Origin of the sequence: Pseudoalteromonas sp. US3C1013, assembly GCF_048401115.1 — a bacterium.
GTDB classification, from domain to species: Bacteria; Pseudomonadota; Gammaproteobacteria; order Enterobacterales; family Alteromonadaceae; genus Pseudoalteromonas; species Pseudoalteromonas undina.
Genome location: NZ_CP183076.1, coordinates 548,850 through 572,069 on the forward strand (window position 1 = coordinate 548,850; position 23,220 = coordinate 572,069).

General features: G+C 39.5%; 16 protein-coding genes. 15 read left to right on the forward strand and 1 reads right to left on the reverse strand.

Going from position 1 to position 23,220, the window contains the following annotated elements; genetic code table 11:
- The first annotated feature begins 106 nt into the window (after nt 1-106).
- Nucleotides 107-1,120, forward strand: a complete 1,014-nt coding sequence (locus ACNSN2_RS17795; RefSeq protein ID WP_418609439.1) for a GGDEF domain-containing protein — start codon at nt 107-109, stop codon at nt 1,118-1,120.
- Nucleotides 1,121-1,132: 12 nt separating this feature from the next.
- Here the strand turns inward: ACNSN2_RS17795 and ACNSN2_RS17800 are convergent, their stop codons facing one another.
- Complete coding sequence (locus ACNSN2_RS17800) at nt 1,133-2,071, reverse strand: LysR family transcriptional regulator (protein WP_010389001.1); 939 nt, start codon at nt 2,069-2,071, stop codon at nt 1,133-1,135.
- 117 nt (nt 2,072-2,188) lie between these two features.
- Between ACNSN2_RS17800 and ACNSN2_RS17805 the strand changes: the two genes are divergently transcribed.
- The 14 genes from ACNSN2_RS17805 to ACNSN2_RS17870 all read left to right on the forward strand — a co-directional run bounded on the left by ACNSN2_RS17805 (nt 2,189) and on the right by ACNSN2_RS17870 (nt 23,215).
- Nucleotides 2,189-3,358, forward strand: a complete 1,170-nt coding sequence (locus ACNSN2_RS17805; protein WP_418609437.1) for an efflux RND transporter periplasmic adaptor subunit — start codon at nt 2,189-2,191, stop codon at nt 3,356-3,358.
- A 9-nt stretch (nt 3,359-3,367) separates the two neighbouring features.
- A complete protein-coding gene (locus tag ACNSN2_RS17810) occupies nt 3,368-6,517 on the forward strand; it encodes an efflux RND transporter permease subunit (RefSeq protein WP_054201232.1) in 3,150 nt (1,049 codons plus the stop codon).
- Nucleotides 6,510-7,919, forward strand: a complete 1,410-nt coding sequence (locus tag ACNSN2_RS17815; protein WP_418609435.1) for a TolC family protein — start codon at nt 6,510-6,512, stop codon at nt 7,917-7,919. Before ACNSN2_RS17810 ends, ACNSN2_RS17815 begins: the two co-directional genes overlap by 8 nt.
- An 11-nt stretch (nt 7,920-7,930) precedes the next feature.
- A complete protein-coding gene (locus ACNSN2_RS17820; protein ID WP_418609433.1) occupies nt 7,931-8,956 on the forward strand; it encodes a zinc-binding dehydrogenase in 1,026 nt (341 codons plus the stop codon).
- 292 nt (nt 8,957-9,248) lie between these two features.
- Nucleotides 9,249-11,504 (forward strand): acyl-CoA dehydrogenase, encoded by a 2,256-nt coding sequence (locus ACNSN2_RS17825; protein WP_010388995.1) that lies wholly within the window; start codon nt 9,249-9,251, stop codon nt 11,502-11,504.
- 323 nt (nt 11,505-11,827) lie between these two features.
- Nucleotides 11,828-12,145, forward strand: coding sequence for a heavy metal-binding domain-containing protein (locus tag ACNSN2_RS17830; protein ID WP_054201227.1), 318 nt, complete (start codon nt 11,828-11,830; stop codon nt 12,143-12,145).
- Nucleotides 12,146-12,429: 284 nt separating this feature from the next.
- The gene (locus tag ACNSN2_RS17835) at nt 12,430-14,385 is read left to right on the forward strand and encodes an ATP-dependent nuclease (protein ID WP_418609431.1); all 1,956 of its coding nucleotides are present in this window, start codon (nt 12,430-12,432) and stop codon (nt 14,383-14,385) included.
- A 103-nt stretch (nt 14,386-14,488) separates the two neighbouring features.
- Nucleotides 14,489-15,799: an anti-phage deoxyguanosine triphosphatase gene (locus ACNSN2_RS17840; RefSeq protein ID WP_418609429.1), complete on the forward strand. Its 1,311-nt coding sequence runs from the start codon at nt 14,489-14,491 to the stop codon at nt 15,797-15,799.
- 139 nt (nt 15,800-15,938) lie between these two features.
- Nucleotides 15,939-16,568 carry a hypothetical protein gene (locus ACNSN2_RS17845; RefSeq protein ID WP_418609427.1) on the forward strand — a complete coding sequence of 210 codons (630 nt, stop codon included), beginning with the start codon at nt 15,939-15,941 and terminating at the stop codon, nt 16,566-16,568.
- A gap of 584 nt (nt 16,569-17,152) precedes the next feature.
- Entirely contained in the window at nt 17,153-18,100 is a 948-nt protein-coding gene (locus tag ACNSN2_RS17850; protein WP_418609848.1) for a kinase, read from the forward strand.
- Between the two features lie 133 nt (nt 18,101-18,233).
- Nucleotides 18,234-18,866 carry a uracil phosphoribosyltransferase gene (upp, locus tag ACNSN2_RS17855; protein WP_372860345.1) on the forward strand — a complete coding sequence of 211 codons (633 nt, stop codon included), beginning with the start codon at nt 18,234-18,236 and terminating at the stop codon, nt 18,864-18,866.
- 9 nt (nt 18,867-18,875) lie between these two features.
- Complete coding sequence (locus ACNSN2_RS17860) at nt 18,876-20,114, forward strand: uracil-xanthine permease family protein (protein ID WP_055011979.1); 1,239 nt, start codon at nt 18,876-18,878, stop codon at nt 20,112-20,114.
- A 148-nt stretch (nt 20,115-20,262) separates the two neighbouring features.
- Nucleotides 20,263-22,002, forward strand: coding sequence for an HAD-IIB family hydrolase (locus ACNSN2_RS17865; RefSeq protein ID WP_109874905.1), 1,740 nt, complete (start codon nt 20,263-20,265; stop codon nt 22,000-22,002).
- Nucleotides 21,995-23,215, forward strand: coding sequence for a hypothetical protein (locus ACNSN2_RS17870; RefSeq protein ID WP_008115311.1), 1,221 nt, complete (start codon nt 21,995-21,997; stop codon nt 23,213-23,215). Before ACNSN2_RS17865 ends, ACNSN2_RS17870 begins: the two co-directional genes overlap by 8 nt.
- The last annotated feature ends 5 nt before the right edge of the window (nt 23,216-23,220 follow it).

Sequence of the window (23,220 nt, forward strand, 5' to 3'; positions counted from 1 at the left end):
TGTTTTCTAGTTCTTTTTACTTGTTTTCACTGGCTTATTTAGCTGAAAATTGTGATTTTTGCATTTCAGGGGTATTATAAGCCATCAAAAATATTTTAAGTTATCCATGGATATAGCTGCTCTTAATAGTACAAAAACGCTACGCAAGCACGTTCTTAAATGGATGTGTATTTGCTTTGGTTTTTTGTCGTTGGTGTTTGCCGTTTTTAATTTATCAGTAAATAATTTACACCTTGTTGGTGGTCTCGAAGTCGGCTTTTCCTTATTATGCTTGTATATTTTTAAGCACTCACAAAAACACTACCCTAAGCGCTGGCATGCCATTATCATGTGTTTAGCCATCTCTTTAATTGTGTTGTGCGGCACTTACTTAGCCCCCCTTAAAAACGGTCTGTTTTTATGGACATTTATTTTGCCTATTCTTTATTACTTACTACTTGGTAGGCGTTATGGGTTAATTTTGTCTTCGGCATTACTTTTTTTGCAGTTGATGGTGTTATCTCAAAAACTGCCACATTCATCGTTTTCAGCTTTTAACATAGGACTTAACTTATTATTCGTATACATAAGCATATGGGCCATATCTCATGTTTTTGAAGGTAATAGAGCTGATTTTTCGAAACGTTTAAAAAATTTAGCGTTACTTGATCCCCTAACCGGTGCTGGTAATCGTTTATCAATGAACCACTATTTTGAAGTAGAGCTCAGAGATAAATCTCAACTTTACTTATTTTTACTCGATTTAGACTACTTTAAACAAATTAATGATCAGTATGGGCACGAGGTGGGCGATAAAGTGTTGGTTGAGCTAGCAACATTATTGCGTGTCACTTTTGCTAAAGGGTATGTATTTAGAGTGGGAGGTGAAGAGTTTTCACTAATGAGCAACTTTGGTAGCCCGCAAGCAGCCTTAGCAATGGCAGAAAAGTTAAGACTCGCAATACAAAATAAGCACATCATTGCCAATGGTGAAACCATTAAGTTAACCGCTAGTATAGGCGTTGTTCAATACCAGCAACAAAGCCTTAGTGAACTAATAGACTTGGCTGATAAACAACTTTATAAAGCCAAAGAAACTGGCCGCAACGAGGTCTGTACTGATATTTTAGTGCATGGTTAAGTTTAGTGCGGCTTAATACATTTGTTCAAAATCAGGAATACTGTTTTCCCAAATCGGTTTTTCTTTACCAATATATTCACGTACAGCATCAAAAAATAACCGGGTTCTTACCGGTAAATCACGATGTGGGTATACTGCATACATGGCACTGTGTTCCATTAATTTTAGATCCGTTAATAAAGGCACCAGTTGTCCATCAATCACTTCTTTATCCAATATAAACGCGGGAGCTAAAACGTAAGTGGTTCCAGAGAGTGTTTTCATTAACAGTGCTTCAGCATCATTGGCTCTAAATACACTTTTAATTTTTTGTTCGCATTGTTCACCCAGGTGGTTGTAGTAACTTACTCCATCAACTCGCAGTGAACTACTTGCGTAACTAGCGGCGGGTAATTGTGCTAAATCAGTTATGTTTTTCGGCATTCCATAGGTTTCGATAAATGCAGGGGAAGCTAAAAGTAATAAACGATTACGCGCAATCTTTCGAGCAATCAAAGAGGAGTCTTTTGGCTCACCCACTCTAAATGCTAAATCAAATCCTTCTGAGACAATATCGACAAGCCGATCATCTAAACGAAGTTCTACTTCCACTTGCGGAAAGCGCTTTTGGAAATCATTGATCACTGGTTGTAAATAACGCCGACCAATTAAAGTCGATGAGGTAATTTTTAATACGCCACGAGGTTCTAAGTGATAATTCTCTGCCATACGCAGGGTATCGCCGAGTAGGCTTCGCAACTCGTCCGCTTTTTTTATCATTTCAGCGCCTGCTGCGGTAAGTGAAAACGAACGGGTGGTTCGATTTAATAGCCTCACGCCAAGCTCATCTTCTAAACGACTAATTTGTTTAGAGATCACGGAACGATCAATGTTGCGTATTTCAGCAGCTTTAGCAAATGATCCCTGCTCAACCACTTCAAGCAGCATTAAGAGTCGGCTTGTTGTATCCATTATTGCACCATTGTGTCACTTTGATGCCATTTTGGCACTAATGAATTTAAAAATCTATTGTTTTTGTCAACAAGTATGTTCCGTATTATGTATCGCCTAATTAACAGGAGCGTCGTTATGAACAAACACTTAGTTGCTACAGCCTTATCTGTTGCATTAATTACTCTGACCGGTTGTGCTGAGGAAAGCACAGCGCAATCAGCACCCGCACAACAATACCAAGCTATTGATGTAGCCCAAGTCCTGGTTAAGCCTGTGCAAAGTTGGCATACCTATACAACGCGCTTAGAGTCACCGCAAAAAGTGGCATTAATGCCGCGCGTATCAGGCATTATTGAGCAAATTGAATTTAAAGAAGGGGATGCTGTTAAACAAGGTGATGTGTTATTTCGCCTTGATGATCGTTCATTTGCAGCCACGGTAGCTAGTTTACAAGCTCAGGTTAAAAGTGCACAAGCGGCTCTTGAGCAAGCAAAAAGCGAGGCATCACGTGCAGTGCGTCTAACTGAGCGTAAAGCCATTTCTACAGAGCAAGCGCAAGCACGTACTTCAACGTTACGTCAGCGTGAAGCACAACTTGCCGCACTTAAAGCGCAGCTTAAAGCCGCTGAGCTTGACTTAGAGTTTACCTCTGTGGTTTCACCTATTGATGGAATTATCTCTCGCGCAAACATCACTAAAGGTAACAACGTCCTTGCCGGGCAAAGCGTGCTCACTTCAATTGTTTCAAATGACAAAATGTATGCTTACTTTGATGTCGATGAACGCACTTGGAACAATGCATTTGATGATGTTACTGCATCAAGCAAGCAACCTGTCGTTATGCAAAAAGTAGGGCAGAGTGATTTTAATTACAACGGCCACATCAACTTTATAGATAACCAAATTAATGCTTCTACTGGCACATTACGTGTACGAGCGGTATTTGAAGATCGTAGTAACGAGCTACGCTCAGGCTCTTTTGCACGGATTAAATTGGCTGCCAATGCAATACGCGAAACCGTCATTATTCCAGATAGAGCTATTGGTACTGATTTAAAAAATCGTTTTGTTCTTACTGTGGGCGAAAATAATGTACTGCAATATAAATTGGTTACTGTAGGTGAGCGCTATGGCGCATTACGTGCCATTACCTCTGGCCTTAAACAAGGTGATGTGATTGCCGTGAATGGGCCAGCTCGCGTAGGACCTGGCATGCCAATATCACCAAATAAAGTGACAATTAATACCCAAGGTGTGGCATTTACACTCACTGCTAACCCTGCCGATTTAGTTGCTAAGCAATAAGGTTATTAAATGAAATTTTCACACTTTTTTATCCAGCGACCGATTTTTGCGGCCATGCTGTCGCTGATTATTTTGATTGCAGGTGGCATTTCTTTATTTCAGCTGCCAGTCAGTGAATACCCAGAAGTTGTGCCACCCACAGTGGTAGTGACAGCCAGTTACCCGGGCGCAAACCCAACGGTTATTGCACAAACAGTGGCAACACCGCTTGAACAAGAAATAAACGGTACTGAAAACATGCTATATATGTTTTCACAAGCGACCAGTGACGGGCGCATGACTTTAACCGTAACATTTGCCTTAGGGACGGATTTAGACCGTGCTCAAGTACAGGTGCAAAACCGAGTAAATAGTGCATTACCGAGGTTACCACAAGAGGTACAGCGTTTAGGGGTAGTTGCTGAAAAGTCATCACCCGATTTAACCATGGTGGTGCATTTATATTCACCCCAGAATAGCCATGATACGGCGTATTTATCAAATTATGCCGATTTAAACATTAAAGATGAAATAGCTCGTTTACCTGGCGTGGGTGATATTCAGTTATTTGGTGGTGGTAAATATGCTATGCGTGTGTGGTTAAATCCAGATGCATTAGCAGCACGTGAGCTTACAGCAACCGATGTTGTGGCTGCTTTGCGCTCGCAAAATCAGCAAGTTGCAGCGGGTAGCTTAGGTGCTCAACCAATCTCTAACGATAGCCAATTTCAAATTTTATTAAACGTGAAAGGCCGCCTAAATAGCATTGAAGAATTTAAGCAGGTCATTATTAAAGTAGGTGAGCAAGGGCAACTTACGCGTTTGTCAGATGTAGCGCGTGTTGACTTAGGCCAAGACTCGTACTCACTGCGTGCTGAACTTGATAATCAACCCGCATTGGCAATGCCAATATTTCAACGCCCGGGTTCAAATGCAATTGAGCTTTCAGATCAGGTCCGTGAAACCATGGCACGTTTATCGAAAGATTTTCCTGAAGGTGTTGAATACGACATTGTTTATGATCCAACTGTGTTTGTTCGTGGCTCTATTGATGCGGTAATAGCGACATTGCTTGAAGCAATCGCATTGGTTGTTATTGTAGTTATTGTATTTTTACAAACGTGGCGCGCATCTATTATTCCGCTTATAGCTGTGCCAGTTTCACTCATTGGTACCTTTGCTGTAATGCAATGGCTTGGTGTTTCTATTAATACCTTATCGCTATTTGGTTTAGTACTGGCTATAGGTATTGTGGTTGATGATGCGATTGTAGTGGTCGAAAATGTTGAACGAAATATAGAAAACGGCTTATCGCCGCTTGAAGCAACACGCGTTGCAATGACAGAGGTAACCGGCCCAATTATTGCGATTGCATTGGTATTGTGTGCGGTATTTATTCCAACGGCCTTTATTACTGGACTTTCTGGACAGTTTTATAAGCAATTTGCTTTAACCATAACTATTTCAACAGTTATTTCAGCGTTTAACTCACTGACATTGTCACCGGCGCTAGCAGCCTTATTGTTAAAATCGCACGACGCAAAACCAGATGCGTTTACCCGCTTATTAGATAAGTTATTTGGTCGCTGGTTATTCAAGCCATTTAATCGACTGTTTAACCGTGGTGCAACAGGGTATGAAAAGCTAGTACAAAAGCTTATTCGTATGAGCGTGGTGGTAATGGTTGCCTATGTTGCTTTAGTTGGCGGTACGATTAAGCTGTTTGACGCAGTACCTGGTGGCTTTATACCACAGCAAGATAAGCAATACTTAGTTGCCATTGCGCAGCTACCAGATGCAGCAAGCTTAGACAGAACTGAAGCGGTAGTAAAACAAATGCAGCAAATAGCGCTCGAGGTTCCTGGTGTTGCAAACACCGTGGCGTTCCCTGGTCTATCTGTAAATGGTTTTACTAATAGCCCTAACAGCGGCATTGTGTTTACACCATTGGCGCCTTTTGCAGAGCGTACCGATCCGAGTATGTCGGCTTCGGCTATTGCAGCGCAACTAAACCAGCGTTTTGCAGCTATTGATGAAGCGTTTGTGGCTGTATTTCCACCACCGCCCATTCAAGGCTTAGGCACCACCGGTGGCTTTAAACTGCAAATTGAAGATAGAGCTAACAAAGGCTTTGAAGCATTATTTAATAGCTTGCAATCAGTGATTGCCGCGGCGCAAAAAGATCCGGCGTTAATGGGGCTGTATTCAAGCTTTAGAATTCAAGTGCCGCAAATGGATATTGATATTGACCGCGAGCAAGCACTTATCCAAGGTATTGCGCTTGATGAAGTATTTAACTCATTGCAGATTTATTTAGGCTCAGTGTATGTAAACGACTTTAATATGTTTGGTCGTACCTACCAAGTAAATGCTCAAGCAGATGCTGAATTTAGGGTAGACCCAGAGCAAATACTAAACCTAAAAGTACGTAATCGTGCAGGTAATATGGTGCCACTAGGCTCAGTGCTTACGGTAACGCCAACTATAGGCCCTGATCGTGTTATGCACTACAACGGTTACCCAAGTGCTGAACTTAACGGCAGCCCAGCGCCAGGCTACAGCTCAGACCAAGCGCAAACAGCGATTGAAAATGTATTGGCGAAAACGCTACCTACTGGTATTGAATATGAGTGGACTGAGGTAACGTATCAGCAAGTACTTGCCGGCAATACTATGGTGTACGTGTTCCCACTGGTGGTATTGCTTGTGTTTATGGTACTGGCTGCACAGTATGAAAGCCTACGTTTACCATTGGCCATTATTTTAATTGTACCTATGACTATATTCTCTGCGTTATTAGGGGTGTGGTTTGTAGGCTCAGACAACAATATATTTACCCAAATAGCGTTAATTGTACTGGTGGCACTGGCCTCTAAAAACGCCATTTTAATGGTGGAATTTGCCAAAGATAAACACGACACTGGATTATCGCACCTTGAGGCTATGTTGGCAGCGTGCCGTATGCGTTTACGTCCTATTTTAATGACCTCAATTGCCTTTACCGCGGGTGTTATTCCGTTAGTGTTAGCAACCGGTGCCGGTGCTGAAATGCGTCATGCAATGGGTAACGCAGTATTCTCAGGTATGATTGGTGTGACTGTATTTGGGCTATTATTTACGCCAGTGTTTTACATGCTGGTGGTAAAAAAGCAGCGCGCTGAGGAGTCTTCAAATGACTAAATTACATTTAAACAAATTTAAAATGCCGGCATTTTTAGGCTCAGTGTTAGCGATTGCAGTGTTATCTGGCTGTGCGAGCAAAATAGATACAGCAGCTGAGCAACAACAAGTAAACGAGTTTGTTGCCCAAGCAATATCGGCAGAACAGTATGTTGGTGAAGATGAGCAAAACTGGTGGTACAAGTTAGGTTCAGCGCAATTAAACCAGCTTGTTAGTAACGCATTAGCTAATAACTACGACTTACAAACGAGTCAGTTAGTGCTTAAAAGTGCGTTGGCACGTATTGGTGAACAACAAGCACAATACTTACCGCAAGGCGGTGTTGAGGTTGGAGCTAAACGAAGTGGACTAGGCGATACCAATAACCGACAGTCAAGTGCAAATGTTGCACTTGACTGGCAGTTCGACTTATTTGGTCGAATAACTGCACTCGTTGATGCCGCAAATTCACAAGCTATGAGCCAAGCAGAGCAAGTTAGGCTATTACAAATTGAAGTTGTGTCATCTGTGGTTAAAGGGTTTGCCAGCTATCAGGGCAACCTGCAAAAGCAACAAATTATTGAAATGCAAATAGAAGCACTTGAACAAAGCATTCAAGTGCTGCAGGCGCAAGTAGATGAAGGTGTGGCAAATGAGCTTGATTTAAACCGCACCATGGCGCAACTTAGGCAGCAACAAGCGCTCATTCCGGCGATTGAATATGCTAAGTTTCGTGACTTATCTACGCTGGCGGTATTAAGTGCACAACCAACGCAATCACTGAGTATTAAAGATGAACGTGCTGTATTGAGCAAGGCATTTCAAGTGTCACTAGCAAAGCCAAATCAAGCGATTGCACTGCGGCCCGATATTAGCCGAGCATTATATGACTTTAGCCAAGCAAATAGTTTAAGTGTGGCAGCCAGTAAAGCTCTATTACCCGATATCAGCTTAAGTGGTTTTGCAGGCGTACTAAGTTTGGGCAGTAATGGTTTTAGCGACACCCAGCAGCAGTGGCAAGTTGCAACACAAGTACAATGGTCTTTATTGAGTTATCCTGCGTTGTTGGCTCAGCGTGATGCGCAGCAGTTTTTAAGTCAAGCTGCTTATACTGACTATCAACAAGTGGTGTTAAAAGCGATTAACGAGAGTGAACTTTCATTGCAATACTTGGTCAATCAAGCACAGCAATCGCGTTTTGCTGAGCAGCGGTATCAGTTTGCTAATAATGCATTTTTACAAGCACAAGCAATGTATGAAGAAGGGCAAATTCCTTACTTAGAGTTGTTAGATGCACGTCAGGATGTTTTAATAGCACAAGAAAATGCCGTTGATTCAACTATTTCATCGTTACTGGCTAAGGTAAATGCTTACCAGTCATTTAATGGACGATGGAGTTACGCGTTAAGTAATACTAACTAGTAGAGTTTTTGATGCCTAATACTGTAGTTACAAACCCAGATACTATTCCTTCATCTATGCAGGCTATTGCCTTAATAGAGCCTAGTGAGGATATTAACTTAACGGATATTCAATTACCTGTGCCTCAATGCACAGGTAATGAGCTGTTAGTAAAAGTGGAGTATGTTGGTTTAAATCCGGTGGATGCGCAATTTGCTAAATCTGGCTTTTGTTTATGGCAGTATCCGCATGTTTTAGGCTTGGATGCAGTGGGTGTAGTGGTTAAAGCGGGTAAAGGCGTATTTCCTGGCGTGGGTGAGCGTGTAATGTGGCACGCCAGTATTGGTGAGCAAGGGATATTGAGCGAATACGCAAAAGTGCCTAATTATGCAGTGTCTATCATTCCGCAGCAATTAGCCAGTGATAAGGCTGCTACTTTGCCCTGCGCCGGAATGGCAGCGCTTATCAGCTTAGATAAATTAGCCGTAACTGAGGGCGATACCCTCTTTGTTGAAGGCGGGGCAGGTGCTGTAGGTCAATTTGCTATTCAATTTGCAAAGCAGCGTGGTGCCGATGTATTTACAACCGCCTCCAAGCGTAACCACAAATTGGTTAAGCAGCTAGGGGCTGATGTAGTCTTTGATTACAACGACAAAACCTTATGTGACAAAATTCGCCGAGAGCTTGGCCCACAAGGATTTGATGCCGTTATTGATATTATGGGTGGGGAATCGACCATTCAAAATATCGAACTAATGCGTTTTTGCGGTCGTATTGCTTGTTTAAACCCACTGCCTAATTTTGAACAGCAGCTAATGTACCGTAGAGCACCCAATATTAGTATTGTATCCTTAGGTGGCGCGTGGTTAGCCAATAGCCTATGCGCGCAGCAGCGCATGAGTTTTATGGGTAATTTGTTGCTTGAAACGGTCTCTAATGGCGAAATAATTCCTCCAGAAGTATTAGCTGTTGATTTTAACGCAAAGGCTGTTTCTAGCGCATTAAATAAACAGCTTACAGGTGGTTTTACAGGTAAACAAGTGGTTAAAATAAGCTAGGTTTACTCACATTCCCATATTTAAAAAGCGCAGCCTAATTTTAGGCTGCGCTTTTTTGTTTCTACTTTATTACCAAATCTGTATTTACGGCGATATAAGTCTGAATTATTAAATTTTTTACAAAAAAAATAATAATTCAGCGTACAGTTGTAAGCCTTTTTATTTCAACAGTTTACGTTCAGGTAAAGAAAATAAATTGCAAAAACTGTTAATTAATTGAATAGAGTAATTGATCTAAACCGATTTTTATGACGTAATGTAGGTATTATTTATCTGGTCGGATGAGTTCGTTATGAGTTTACGTACAAAATTAAAAAAAGTATTACCAAGTATTTCAGTTACTGAGCAAGAAGCGCTAGACGCTGGCGATGTATGGCTAGAAGGGTCTATCTACCAAGGTAAACCAGATTTTAGCGCGCTACGCGATGTACCTGCGGCAAAATTAACCGCAGACGAACAAGCGTTTCTAGACGGTCCAGTACAAGAACTACTAGGCATGATTGATGATTCAGTCATTCAAAATGGTATTCATTTACCAAACGACATTTTAGAGTTTTTGAAAAAAGAGCGTTTCTTCTCGCTGATTATCCCTAAATCGTTTGGCGGTTTAGAGTTCAGCCCATACGCTAACTCAACAATTGTAGGTACTATCGCAACGAAAAGCTCAGCGGTTGCGGTAACTGTAATGGTACCAAACTCGTTAGGCCCGGGTGAGTTACTACTTCACTTCGGTACAGATGAGCAACAAGCACATTACTTACCACGTTTAGCAAATGGTACAGACATTCCATGTTTTGCATTAACCAGCCCAGAAGCAGGCTCTGATGCAGGCGGTATTCCTGATGTAGGTACCGTAACTAAAGGCATGTACAACGGTGAAGAAGTACTTGGCCTAGAAATTACATGGGACAAGCGCTACATTACACTCGCACCAATTGCTACTGTACTTGGTTTAGCGTTTAAAGTAGTTGATCCAGATGGTCTACTAGGTGGCAAAGAAAACCTAGGTATTACTTGTGCCCTTATTCCAAAAGAGCATCCTGGTGTAGAACTTGGTAACCGTCATGATCCTATGGGTATCCGTTTTTACAACGGTACTACACGTGGTAACAAAGTATTTGTACCAATGGACTTTATTATTGGTGGTCAGAAAAACATCGGTCGCGGTTGGCAAATGCTAGTTAGCTGTTTAGGCGCAGGTCGTGGTATTTCATTACCAGCATTGGGTGTAAGTACAGCACAAGTTGCATTTAAATCAGCTTCTGAGTACGCAGCAGTGCGTGAACAGTTTGGTTTATCAATTGGTCAATTTGAAGGTATTCAAGAAAAGCTAGCTGACATTGCAGGTAAAACATACCTACAAGAAGCAATGCGAGTATTAACAACTGAAGGTTTAGGCATGGGCTTAAAACCATCGGTAGTGACTGCAATCGCTAAATACCATATGACAGAGCTTGGTCGTGATGTACTTGACTCAGCAATGGATATTCAAGCGGGTAAAGCAATTCAGAATGGTCCTCAAAACACACTTGCTAGCGGTTATGTGGCGCAGCCAATTGCCATTACGGTAGAGGGCGCGAACATTCTTACTCGTAACCTGATGATCTTTGGTCAAGGTGTTATGCGTTGTCACCCATACTTACAATCTATGGTTGAGTCTATCCACAGCGATGACAAAAACGCAGATGCAGAATTTAACGGTATTTTACGTAAAACAATTGGTTACAGCACAGCAAACAGCTTACGTGCATTCCGCTTAGGTGTGCTACCGTTTACCGCGAGTGCAAACTCAGCATTACCAGAAGTACGTGACTACGAAAAAGCAGTGCAAAAACTATCAGCTAAATTAGCTGTATATGCTGACTTCTCGTTACTAGTACTTGGCGGTAAATTAAAGCAAGCTGAAATGCTTTCAGCACGTTTAGGCGATGTAATGAGCTTCTTGTATGCAGCTATGGCATCTATTAAGTATTACGAGCAAAAAGTAGCAAGCAGCGAGCGTGAGCAAGCGGCTCCTTACTTCCATTATGCGACTCGTTTTGCACTACAAAGTGCAGAAGAAGCATTGCACAAGTTCTTAGATAACTTCCCTGCAAGTGGTACTCGTAAGTTCATTCGTTTCATTACTATGAACTACTCAACTAAAATGCCAAAAATCAGCGATGATTTAATCCGTGAACTAGCAAAACAAGCTCAGCTTGATACGGCATTTAAAGCGCAAATCACGCATTTAGTTAAGCCAATTGAAGGTGATGGTCATCACATCAACGAACAAGCTTACAAAGCTAAAATGGCATCATTAGAGCTGTTAGCAAAAGTGAAAAAAGCGCTACGTGCTAAAACCTTCAAGCCGGGTACGCGTTTTTCAATCACACTTGAAAATGCACTTGCTGCAAAAGTAATTAACGACGCTGAATTTGTTCAGTTAAGTGATTACAATAAAAAGCGTGAAAAAGCGATTCGTGTTGATGAGTTCGACTTCGATATGAACATCCTAGACGACAACGCACAGCCAGTTAATCCGCTTAAAAGCGTGGTTAACCAATAAAATTCAATAATGCAAAGCGCCTGCAGTTTAGGCGCTTTTATTGATACAAAATTAGTGTGGAGTCCTGCTTGAGTAACATCAAGCGGGACTTTTTTATGGGTGTAATTCAAGCTCAGAGATAATGACGACTAATTTGATGGTACAGAACATTATTAAACGTTGTTTTAGTGTATTTTAACAATGGGTGGTAAATAAGCTACGTAATTACTTGTTTACATTAGAGTTGTTTAGTGGAATTATTGAGCGTATATAATATACGCTGTTTTGAGGGTTATAACTCCCAAAGTGGTGTTTAATGAGCTGTTATGTTTTAGGGAAAAATTATGATTTATACGACAACGGAAACTGTTCCAGGCAAGGAAATCGAAGCTGTATTGGGCATAGTCAATGGTAACATGGTTCAGTCTAAGCATGTTGGTCGAGATATCATGGCTGGTTTAAAAGGAATTGTGGGCGGCGAACTCAAAGGCTATACCGAGATGTTGATGGAAGCTCGAAATATAGCGGTAGAACGATTAATAGAAGATGCAAAAAAGTTAAATGCCGATGCAATAGTAGGAATACGATTTACAACTAGCTCAGTTACTGATGGTGCATCAGAAATATTAGTGTTTGGCACAGCAGTTAAACTTCGAACATAACAAACAATTTAAGCAGATTCGCAACGCGTGGTATTTTTGTGTTTTCTTCCAAAGCCAAGAAATGAGGACGCTTTCCTCTTTTCTGCACCGTATTAATAAAAGAACAGCTTGCCTAAAAGTTTAAAGCTGGCAATGAGTTACATGATTTGTAATTAATATTAAAAATAATTAAGGGGACATGAATTGCTCATAAAAAGAGGAAAGTGTCCTTTGATAAAGTTGTTATACGCTAATCGTTAGCATCATGGTATTCAACTCAACTCTCGGAATTTTTTTGGAAAATTATGTTTTTTAGTGAAATATATATTGATAATTTTAAAACCCTAAGAAAAGTAAGAATTAAACTAAATAAAGAGTTGAATGTATTTACTGGTACAAATAATGCTGGAAAAACAACTATTCTTGAAGCCTTAGCACTTTGGAACGAATGCTTTAGAACTCTTATTGTGAAAGCAAAAAAAGCGGATAAGCAGAACAAAATTCATTTGGGAGATTTTCGTTTAGGTAAAAAAAATAATAATTATATCGATCATCGTTCAATAACCTCTGTCCGTACTTCAAGATATGAAGATATTTTTTATGAAATGGATAAAAATAATCAAATTGTGATATCTGTTAAATTAATTGGTCAAGATTTTGAGCTTGTAATTCCAATTCGGATCAGACAAGCAAATGGTGGTAATTATCTAATATATATAGATAATCATGACAATTTCGATTTTGAAACTTTCAACTCAAACTTAAGTTTACCTACACCGTTCTCTGCCATTTATGCATCACCTGTCGCCGCACTTGTTTCCGATGAAAAGTATGTTACTCCACCTCAAGTAATTCAACAGATTCTCTCTAGGAAATCATTTTTAGTATTAAGAAACAGGATTGCGAAATTACAAAACAGCCAAAATTTCTCAAGTTTTGAGAATGATGTTTCGTACATACTATTTGAGTCAGAGCATTCAGTATCCTTTGAGGTTATTGGAAATATATATAGTGATGTAAAGGTTAGTGTTAATGTTGATTTTGGAAATCAAGATACAGCGAAGGATATCTCTCTACTGGGCAGTGGTACTCTGCAAATAATTGAGTTAATGCTAGCAATTCATGAGGACCGGTCCGATCTTAACCTTATTATGTTAGATGAACCTGATTCGCATATACACAGAGATATCCAAAAAAGATTAATAGATGTGTTAGTTAGAAACTCACTAAAGGCACAAGTATTTTTAACAACCCATAATGAAAGTTTAATTAGGGCAACTCAGCCTAAAAACATATTTCACATAAGTAACTCAGGTGATGGGCTGACTGAATTAGAAATTAAGCCAATAACTGAGAATAACCCAGTTAGCTTGAAAGTAGGAATTCAACCATCAGGTAAATCAAAGGTTATAAAAGCACTTGGAAATAGTGACTCTCTAGATATACTAGATTGTTTAGAAGCTAAAAAAATTGTTTTCGTTGAAGGTGAAGATGATGCTTTATATATCAGAAATATATATGAAAAGGTATCAAATAAGACTCTTGATGATTATGTTTTTTGGTCGCTGAATGGCTTAGATACATTTATAGACTGTATCAATCATTATAAAGGATTTTTTCAAGTCATTGCTAATGGGCATAACTTATGGGACAAATCTATTTCAATAATCGATGCTGATTACATGACAAGTGATCAACGAGTTAAGCTTGTTACTCAATTGAATACAAAAATTAAGTTGCCAAGCTTTATATGGGGGGAATATACAATTGAAGGGTCTTTACTTTCTAACCCAACAGTAATAAAGGAACTTGTATATCGTGTGTTCATGGAAAAAGCAATCGATATTGAAAAATCAGTAATATTTGATGGCATTACACAAGTAATCAATAAACATTGCGAGCTTATGTTGGAACTTTTGAATTCGGATTGTAACTTTCAAAAGAAAATTACGGGGCAGATGCTCAATAGAAATCAAAAATGGGAAGAGAGTGTTGGGATAAAGAATCTATTTTCAGGTGGTGGGCATAATTACCTCATCGATTATCAATGTTATGCTCGCCCGTTATTACAACAAAATAATATGTGTCACATCATGACAAAAGATGACCTCGAAATATTAGTTGGGGATATATTTAAACACTTTAATGTTGAGATAGATTATTCACCACTTCCTGCATTTGAGTTTTTATTGAAATATTATGATAACTCCCTTGACGTGCCATCTTGGAAAAAGATGGTTCAATTCATTGAGAGCGTATAATAAGTTGCTTAAATAGAATAAAAGCAGTTGGCCATCGCTTCGCGATTATAGCCAACCATTCATCTGCTTAGCAGGGCGTTATATTTACAGAAGGATTTTATATATGTGGCAAGCAAGACGCAGTTATTTAGATGGTTACGAAGCAAAGCCATTTAATTCAAATACGGATGATAGTCAGGCTCAAAGAGATAGGGCTAGAATCATTCATTCCTCTTCATTTAGGAGATTACAGTCAAAGACGCAAGTTTTAGGAATCGGTGAAAGTGACTTTTACAGAACACGACTAACTCATTCATTAGAAGTCGCCCAGATTGGCTCTGGAATTTGTGAGCACTTACGAGAAAAGTATAAAGATAGAGAAGATTACCTTGAGTGGATTCCAACACTAAGCCAGATTGAAGCAATTTGTTTAGCTCACGATATAGGCCATCCTCCATTTGGACATGGCGGAGAAGTCGCTCTGAACTTCTATATGAACGATCAAGGTGGTTTTGAAGGTAATGGGCAAACATTAAGAATTGTTAGTAAACTAGGTGAGTACTCGCCAGATTGTGGTTTAGACCTAACTCGTAGAACAATGTTGGGGCTACTAAAATATCCAGTATTACATAAAGAAGTGGCTGATTACTCCAGCATATGTGGTTGTAAAACTAAGATTAATATTGATGGCTATAAACCACCCAAATGTATCCATGATGATGATAGTGATACTTTAAATTGGATTCTTGATGGAATTCCTGAAAATGATCAATTGCTATTTCGAACACTAACAGAAAAAGAGGATGGTGTTTCTAAAGCACAGTTTAAAGGTTTTGACACATCAATAATGGAATTGGCTGATGACATTTCTTATGGCGTTCATGACTTAGAAGATGCATTGGCTCTAAAGTTAGTTACTTTTAAACAATGGAATGATGAAGTTATAACAAAGATGGGAAGTGGCAATGTCATATATAATGATATTGATTTCTTTAATGAAAAGCTATTTTCAGAATCGAATAAAGACCGCAAGCATGCAATTAGTAAGTTAATTGGTTATTTTATACCTAGCATTGAGGTATACGAAAAGACCGAGTTTGAAACGCCATTGCTTAAATATCAGGTGAAAATGTCTGACGAAGCAAAATCATTACTTAAACTATTAAAGAAGTTCGTATTCAAGAATGTAATAAAAAGACCAGAAGTTCAAACTCTAGAGTATAAAGGGCAACAAATGGTTCTTAGTTTGTTTGAAGTTCTTCAAGAAAATCCCAAACGTTTACTTCCTACATCTACTTATAAAAAGTATCTAGATACAACGAATAAAAAACGAGTAATATGTGACTATATTTCAGGTATGACCGATAGTTATGCTACTAAGTTGTATCACAAGCTGTTCAGTCCTGATATGGGATCTATCTTTGATCGAATGTAAATATAACAAACTGTTTAAGAGTGATTCGCAACGCATGGCATTTTTACTATGCGTTGGTTTTAGTGTTTAAGGTGGTATGCGGCGGCTTTATATTGCGTTGCTCACACCTTAACAGGGCGTTATGTTCTTTGGAGGTCAATTGGAAGATTTAGTGTTAATCTTAAACATTGTTGTGGTGGTATCCATATCCATCTGTGGCTTTCTTATTAGAAACTACTTTCCCAAGTATCTATCTGAAAAAGCCAAAAACTTAGCGACAAAAGAAGATATTGGGCAGATTACAGACCAAGTAGAATCTATTAAACGTCAGCATGCTGTTGAACTTGAAAAGATCAAGACGGAACTAAATGTGAAAGGTGCTCTACGTCAGTCATTTAAATCTAAGAGTTTGGACGCGCTGACTGCAATTGATGAGTTACTCGTAGAAATTCATCTATACAGTTGGAAACAACTCGCAGAACGATCACCAAATGAACATTACGTCTGGAGTAATGTCGACACTTTAGCCGACAATCGATATTTTCATTATTATCGCGTCGCTATAGATAAAGTTAAAATGGTTCACGGTCTTTACCTTACTTCAGTTGCAAAGCAAGCTTTGTCAGACTTATCTCAATCTATAGGTATGCTATCTAGTATGGAACTTGCTCTCAGTAATGATCCTGACGAAGCAATTTTAGAATCAGCAGTCTCAGGTTATTCGTCAGCTATTGATTCTGTCGAAAAGTGCAGAAAGAAACTAATACACGAGCTTGGAGTACAAAGCTAACAGAGTATTTAAGAGTGATTCCAACGCTTGGTAGTTTAGTTTCGCTCAAGTATAGCCAAGAGCTGCTCATCCCTTAACAGAGCGTTAGCTGTTTTTTTTAGCTGAGTTAATTAAATCAATAATGGAGATATAAATATGGAAATTAATCATTCAAGCAAATCCTTACTTAATTTTTTGATCCCTTTCTTAACTGCGTATTTCGTGTCAAAGGGTTTATTTTATTTGTTCTCTTTTGAGTATTCTATATTTTCAGATGCTTTTGATATTCAAAAACTACTAATTGATATTAGCGTCTTTGGGGTGTTATTTTATATTGGTTCAATTGGTGCTAAGCACCTACAAGTACTAAAAGAAAGTAAAACAGACACCCATCTTAAACTTTGTACTTTCAATGTTTTCAAACCATGCTTTAGGTAATATAAATAACAAGCAGGATGTGCCTAGCAATTGCAAGAAAACGGCAGGTTAGTTTTGCTATTAACAGTGTATTTCATGTTGTGCGCGAAGGGCGTTTTTATTAAGAGCTTTTATTTAAAACACCGTCTAATGTTAAACTAACTAAAATTTAGCAACCTAATATGGCTATGTCTTTTTATCTTCCATTACTTACCCCGTATTTTGAACGTATAGCTATTGGCGAAACCCTAACCTCACTTTGGAGTGGCTGTGGTCAAATTGTGAAGTGCCAACTTGATGAGCAAGCCTGTGTTATTAAAGCGATTAAAGTACCCGATCACATTAATCACCCTAAAATTAAACAAAGCAACTTTGCACTTAATAGAAAGCGTGACTCTTACCACGTTGAATATACGTTTTATCAGCAATTTAGCCATAAATTGCCTAAGCAAGCAGCAAGTATTGAATGCATTAAAGCAATCAACAAGGGCGATGAGTTTGCCTTGGTGTTTAAAGATTTTTCAAAGCAGGGGTACAGCCAAGCAACCACCGAGGATATAAAAGCCATATTAAAGTGGTTGGCACATTTTCATGCCTTTCATTTAAATACAAAGTTTGATGGTTTATGGGCGCAAGGAAGCTATTGGCATTTGGGTACACGTCCTGATGAATTTAATAACTTACCTGAAAAGTCCGATATTAAACAGGCTGCATCTCTGTTAAACGGCGCATTAAAGCAGTGTAATTATAAAACATTAATTCATGGTGATGCCAAGCTTGCTAATTTTGCCGCTAATAGCCAAGGCAATATACGCGGTTACGATTTCCAATATGTGGGTGCGGGTGTTGGGGTGGTCGATGTAATGTATTTTATGACCAGTTGTATGGATGAATCTGAGCTTCATAAACACGCACAGAGCTACCTTGATTATTATTTTAGCCAATTGAAGCAAGCTCTGAGTGACTATCAACCACACATTAATGCTGATGATGTTGTTACACAATGGGCTCATTTATGGCCAGTGGCATGGGCAGACTTTTATCGGTTTTTACTTGGGTGGAGCCCCGAGCACAAAAAAGTTAACAGCTACATGCATGATCAGGTAAATAATTGGTTAGCGAGTAACAACTCATAAACACAAAAATCTTTATAGTTGTGGCTAAATTAAATATTTTGGCACGAACTATAAAATCAAGACTAAAATTAACAGTCAAACGGCCTGTTTTAATATAAAATACGTCAAATTTTTTATCACTAGGTTTATTACTATGGCTATTCACGTTATTTCTCATCCCCTTGTTCAACATAAGTTAGGTTTAATGCGCGCGCATGGAATTAGCACGAAAAGTTTTCGCGAGTTGTGTTCAGAAGTGGGCACATTATTAACTTACGAAGCCACTAAAAACCTAGAATTAGAAGATAACGAAATTACAGGTTGGGACGGTAATAAACTTAAAGTTGAGCACATTAAGGGTAAAAAAATTACCGTGGTGCCAATTTTACGTGCGGGCCTTGGGATGATGGACGGCGTAATGTCATTACTCCCTGCGGCTAAAGTGAGTGTAGTGGGTTTAGAGCGCAACGAAGAAACGCTTGAGCCAGTACCCTACTTTGAAAAACTAGTGGGTAATATTGATGAGCGTTTAAGCTTAGTGATTGACCCAATGCTGGCTACTGGTGGTTCTATGATCGCCACCATTGATATGCTTAAAAAAGCAGGCTGTAAAGACATTAAAGTAATCGTACTGGTTGCTGCACCTGAGGGCGTTGAAAAAACATTAGCCGCTCACCCAGATGTAGAGATTTTTACTGCCTCAGTTGATAGCCATTTAAATGAAAAAGGCTACATTATCCCAGGGCTTGGCGATGCAGGTGACAAAATTTTTGGTACGGTTTACTAAGGTTTAGCAGTGCAAAATAATTCTACATTTTCTATAAAAACTATTCTAACCGGTGCCCAAATGCTGTTTGTTGCATTTGGTGCGTTGGTACTAGTGCCTATTTTAACCGGCCTAGATCCTAGCGTTGCGTTGTTTACCGCTGGTTTAGGTACTTTGTTGTTTCAATTTGTGACTAAAGGCCAAGTGCCTATCTTTTTAGCGTCGTCATTTGCGTTTATTGCACCCATTATTGCCTCAGTGCAAATGTGGGGCATACCGGCCACGATGGGTGGTTTAATGGCGGCGGGCTTTACTTATATGCTATTAAGTTTATTGGTGAAGTTTAAAGGTACAAAAACCTTACATAAAATTTTGCCGCCAATTGTGGTAGGCCCAGTGATTATGGTAATTGGTCTAGCGCTTGCGCCTGCGGCGGTTAATATGGCCATGGGTAAAAGTGGCGATGGTGGCACACAAATTATTGCCTACGACAGCGCTATTATTATCTCTATGTTCTCATTGCTCGTTACTTTAGTGTTTGCCGTGTGGGGTAAAGGGGTATTTAAATTAATACCTATTTTAGCCGGTGTTGTTGCCGGTTACACGCTATCGTTATTTATGGGTATAGTGCAATTTGAAGCCGTAAGTAATGCGCAGTGGTTAGCTGTGCCAAACTTTGTGTTACCAGAGTTTAAATGGCAAGCCATATTATTTATGGTGCCGGTGGCAATTGCGCCTGCTATTGAACACATTGGCGACATGATGGCAATTAGCCAAGTTACAAAAAAAGACTATTTGAAAAAACCAGGACTACATCGCACCTTATTTGGTGATGGTTTAGCCACGTCTGCCGCATCCTTATTTGGCGGCCCACCGAACACCACTTACTCAGAGGTAACCGGTGCGGTAATGCTTACTAAAAACTTTAACCCTAAAGTAATGATGTGGACTGCCATTATCGCAATTTGCTTAGCATTTGTTGCTAAAATGGGCGCTAGTTTGCAAACCATTCCGGTGCCAGTAATGGGCGGAATAATGATTTTATTATTTGGCTCTATTGCGGTTATTGGTTTAAACACCTTAGTTAAATCGGGCGATGACTTAAGTGAACCGCGTAATTTAAGTATTGTGGCACTTATTTTAATTTGTGGTATTGGTGGTATGTACATAGGTAGTAGTGAGTTCAGCCTAGAAGGTGTGAGCTTATGTGCTATTTTAGGCATAGTATTAAACTTAGTATTACCCAAAGCACAGAGCAACCAGAGTTAAGTTTGCACTGTGGTTAAAAATATTGCACCAAAAAAGCGCATTTTAAATGCGCTTTTTTTTTAACCTACTAAAAAGTAACAATAAATAATATTGGTCTAGTAACTGCATTTCCTTAGTCATACCCTATAGTTGACTCAGGGATTGTTATATGGAGACCAAGAGTGTGGATATAAATGCTTTTTTAGTAAAACACCAACTGCCATTGAAATATCAGTATATTAGCGAGCAGTATTTTTCTGCTATTGCGCAGGACATTCTAACCAGTAAAAAAACAGCCCCTATATTTGTCGCAATTAATGGCTGCCAAGGCTCAGGAAAAACCACACTTGGTGATTATTTAGTAACTTGGTTTAGCCAAAATACCCACCTAAACTGTGTTGCGCTTTCTATTGATGACTTTTATTTATCAACTCAAAAACGCCAACAGTTAGCGCAAGATGTGCATTGTTTATTCGCCACTAGAGGCGTTCCGGGTACACATGATGTTGCGCTGATGGATAACACCATTAGCCGTTTATTAAATACTGAAGTAAATGTACCGCTGCCGCGTTTTGATAAGCAACAAGATGAACCCGTAGCAAAAAATAAATGGTTAACTAATAGTCAGCCGATCGATGTTGTTATTTTAGAAGGGTGGTGTGTAGCCAGTGAACCACAGCAGCCTTTTACTTTAGTTGAGCCTATTAACGAGCTAGAAAAATCATACGATCAACAAGGGTTATGGCGTCGCTGTATTAACAGCTGTTTAGCCAATGAATATAAAACCGTTTTTGATAAAATCGATTACACAATTATGCTCAAAGCCCCGAGTTTTGATGATGTGTTTGCGTGGCGCCAAGAGCAAGAACACAAGTTAATTGCCAAACAAGGGCAGGGCGCAGGCACTATGACTGATGAGCAGTTATTGTGGTTTATTTCTCATTTTGAACGCATCACGCGTGAAAACCTCAACACCCTTAGTGCTAAAGCAAATGCACTTATAGAGCTCGATAGTAATCGAGATGTAACTGCGATGGTGCTTACAAGCGATAGTATTGTACAACCTATCATTTTTACCGATTTAGATGGCACATTACTCAATCACAGAGATTACAACACCGATGCGGTAGATACCTTATTACAAGAGCTGCAATACAGCGGTGTACCTGTGGTATTTAATACCAGCAAAACATTTAGTGAAGTAGTGGCACTGCAACAAGCGCTTAATATTACACAGCCTTTCATTGTTGAAAATGGCTCGGCTGTTTATATTCCTAAAAATTATTTTAATCTCAGGCCAATTGGCTGCAGCGAATACCAAGGCTACTGGTGTTACTCGTTTGCTGCACCCATTAGCAATTTATGGACTGATTTAAAACGCTTAAAAAAAGACTACGGCGACCAATATAGTTTGTTTAGTGAGCTGACCAGTGAGCAGGTAATGAAAATGACAGGATTAAACCAGCTACAAGCAACGCAAGCACAAACCCGTCAATACTCAGATCCGCTCTACTGGCATGGCGATGAGCAGCAACTAAATGAATTTATCAATGCGATATCAGTATATGGCTACGAGGTTAAAGTAGGCGGGCGCTTTGTTCACATTGGAAAAAATACCGATAAAAGCATGGCTCAGCAATGGTTAGTGCAGCAGTTTAATACGCAGTTTACTAAAGCGCTGAGCATTATTGCGCTAGGGGATAGTGAAAACGATAAGCAAATGCTAGAAGAGGCTGATATCGCCATCATCATTACCAATCCAGAGAGTAAAAAGCCAGTTAAATTAACCTATAACAAAGCGCGCTATTCTCAATTGCCGGCACCGCTAGGCTGGGTTGAAGAAATTACAGCACTACCTTGTATTAACAGTATTTTACCCAGTTCTGAGGAGTATAGTTTACATGGCTGATTTTTATCAAAATGGCATTATTACAACACTACATAACATTGCCAATAGACCCGTAGACGATTTAGAAAAAGAGTTACTTGGCTTTAGTAAACAGCGACCAATGGGGCTTATATTGCCTTCATTATTTAGTGAGTTAGAAGGCCCTGCTTTACAAAATATTGTTAAAGAGCTGCAACAAGTACCGTATTTATCGCAAATAACTATAGGCTTAGACAGAGCCGACGAAAGCCAGTATCGCTATGCATTGAACTTTTTTAAATCGCTTGATCAAAACCATAAAGTGTTGTGGAACGATGGCCCACGTTTGCAGGCGCTCGATAAAGAGCTTCAAGCTTTAGGTGTGGCGCCACGCGAGCTCGGTAAAGGCCGTAATGTGTGGTATTGCATGGGCTATAAACTCGCTACCGCGGAGGTTGAGTCAATAGCACTACATGATTGCGATATTTTAACTTATGACCGAGGCTTATTAGCGCGATTAATTTATCCCGTTGCACATCCTCGATTTAACTATGAATTTTGTAAAGGCTTTTACCCGCGTACTGCCAATGGAAAAATAAATGGTCGAGTATCGCGTTTACTGGTTACTCCGTTATTACGCTCGTTTAAAACCATATTAGGCAGCAGAGACTACCTTGAGTATATGGACTCGTTTCGTTACCCATTAGCCGGTGAATTTTCGTTTAGACGCGATGTATTAAACGATATTCGTATTCCTAGTGACTGGGGATTAGAAATTGGCGTATTAAGCGAGATGTACCGTAATTACTCCCATAACCGCTTATGCCAAGTTGATATTGCCGATAACTACGATCATAAACACCAAGAATTATCGCTGGACGACCAAACTGCTGGCCTTTCTAAAATGTCTATTGATATAACCAAAGCGTTATTTAGAAAGCTAGCGACCCAGGGGGTTACCTTTACCAGCGAGACCATTCGCTCATTAAAAGCGACTTATTACCGCATTGGTTTAGACTTTATTGAAACCTATCATAATGATGCGTTAATGAACGGCTTAACACTTGATATTCACCAAGAAGAAAAAGCGGTAGAAATGTTTGCACAAAATATTATGAATGCTGGCCAACACTTTTTAGAAAACCCAATGGAAGCGCCATTTGTGCCGAGTTGGAACCGTGTAGCTTCGGCGATGCCCGATGTACTAGATCGATTAAAAGAAGCCGTTGAGCTTGATAACGAACAATACAGTTAAATTGG

Coding starts and splice junctions, on each gene's coding strand:
- ACNSN2_RS17800 (WP_010389001.1), bottom strand. CDS start 2,071: ATGGATACAACAAGCCGACTCTTAATGCTGCTTGAAGTGGTTGAGCAG.
- ACNSN2_RS17820 (WP_418609433.1), top strand. CDS start 7,931: ATGCCTAATACTGTAGTTACAAACCCAGATACTATTCCTTCATCTATG.
- ACNSN2_RS17825 (WP_010388995.1), top strand. CDS start 9,249: ATGAGTTTACGTACAAAATTAAAAAAAGTATTACCAAGTATTTCAGTT.
- ACNSN2_RS17805 (WP_418609437.1), top strand. CDS start 2,189: ATGAACAAACACTTAGTTGCTACAGCCTTATCTGTTGCATTAATTACT.
- ACNSN2_RS17810 (WP_054201232.1), top strand. CDS start 3,368: ATGAAATTTTCACACTTTTTTATCCAGCGACCGATTTTTGCGGCCATG.
- ACNSN2_RS17830 (WP_054201227.1), top strand. CDS start 11,828: ATGATTTATACGACAACGGAAACTGTTCCAGGCAAGGAAATCGAAGCT.
- ACNSN2_RS17870 (WP_008115311.1), top strand. CDS start 21,995: ATGGCTGATTTTTATCAAAATGGCATTATTACAACACTACATAACATT.
- upp (WP_372860345.1), top strand. CDS start 18,234: ATGGCTATTCACGTTATTTCTCATCCCCTTGTTCAACATAAGTTAGGT.
- ACNSN2_RS17835 (WP_418609431.1), top strand. CDS start 12,430: ATGTTTTTTAGTGAAATATATATTGATAATTTTAAAACCCTAAGAAAA.
- ACNSN2_RS17815 (WP_418609435.1), top strand. CDS start 6,510: ATGACTAAATTACATTTAAACAAATTTAAAATGCCGGCATTTTTAGGC.
- ACNSN2_RS17840 (WP_418609429.1), top strand. CDS start 14,489: ATGTGGCAAGCAAGACGCAGTTATTTAGATGGTTACGAAGCAAAGCCA.
- ACNSN2_RS17865 (WP_109874905.1), top strand. CDS start 20,263: ATGGAGACCAAGAGTGTGGATATAAATGCTTTTTTAGTAAAACACCAA.
- ACNSN2_RS17795 (WP_418609439.1), top strand. CDS start 107: ATGGATATAGCTGCTCTTAATAGTACAAAAACGCTACGCAAGCACGTT.
- ACNSN2_RS17850 (WP_418609848.1), top strand. CDS start 17,153: ATGTCTTTTTATCTTCCATTACTTACCCCGTATTTTGAACGTATAGCT.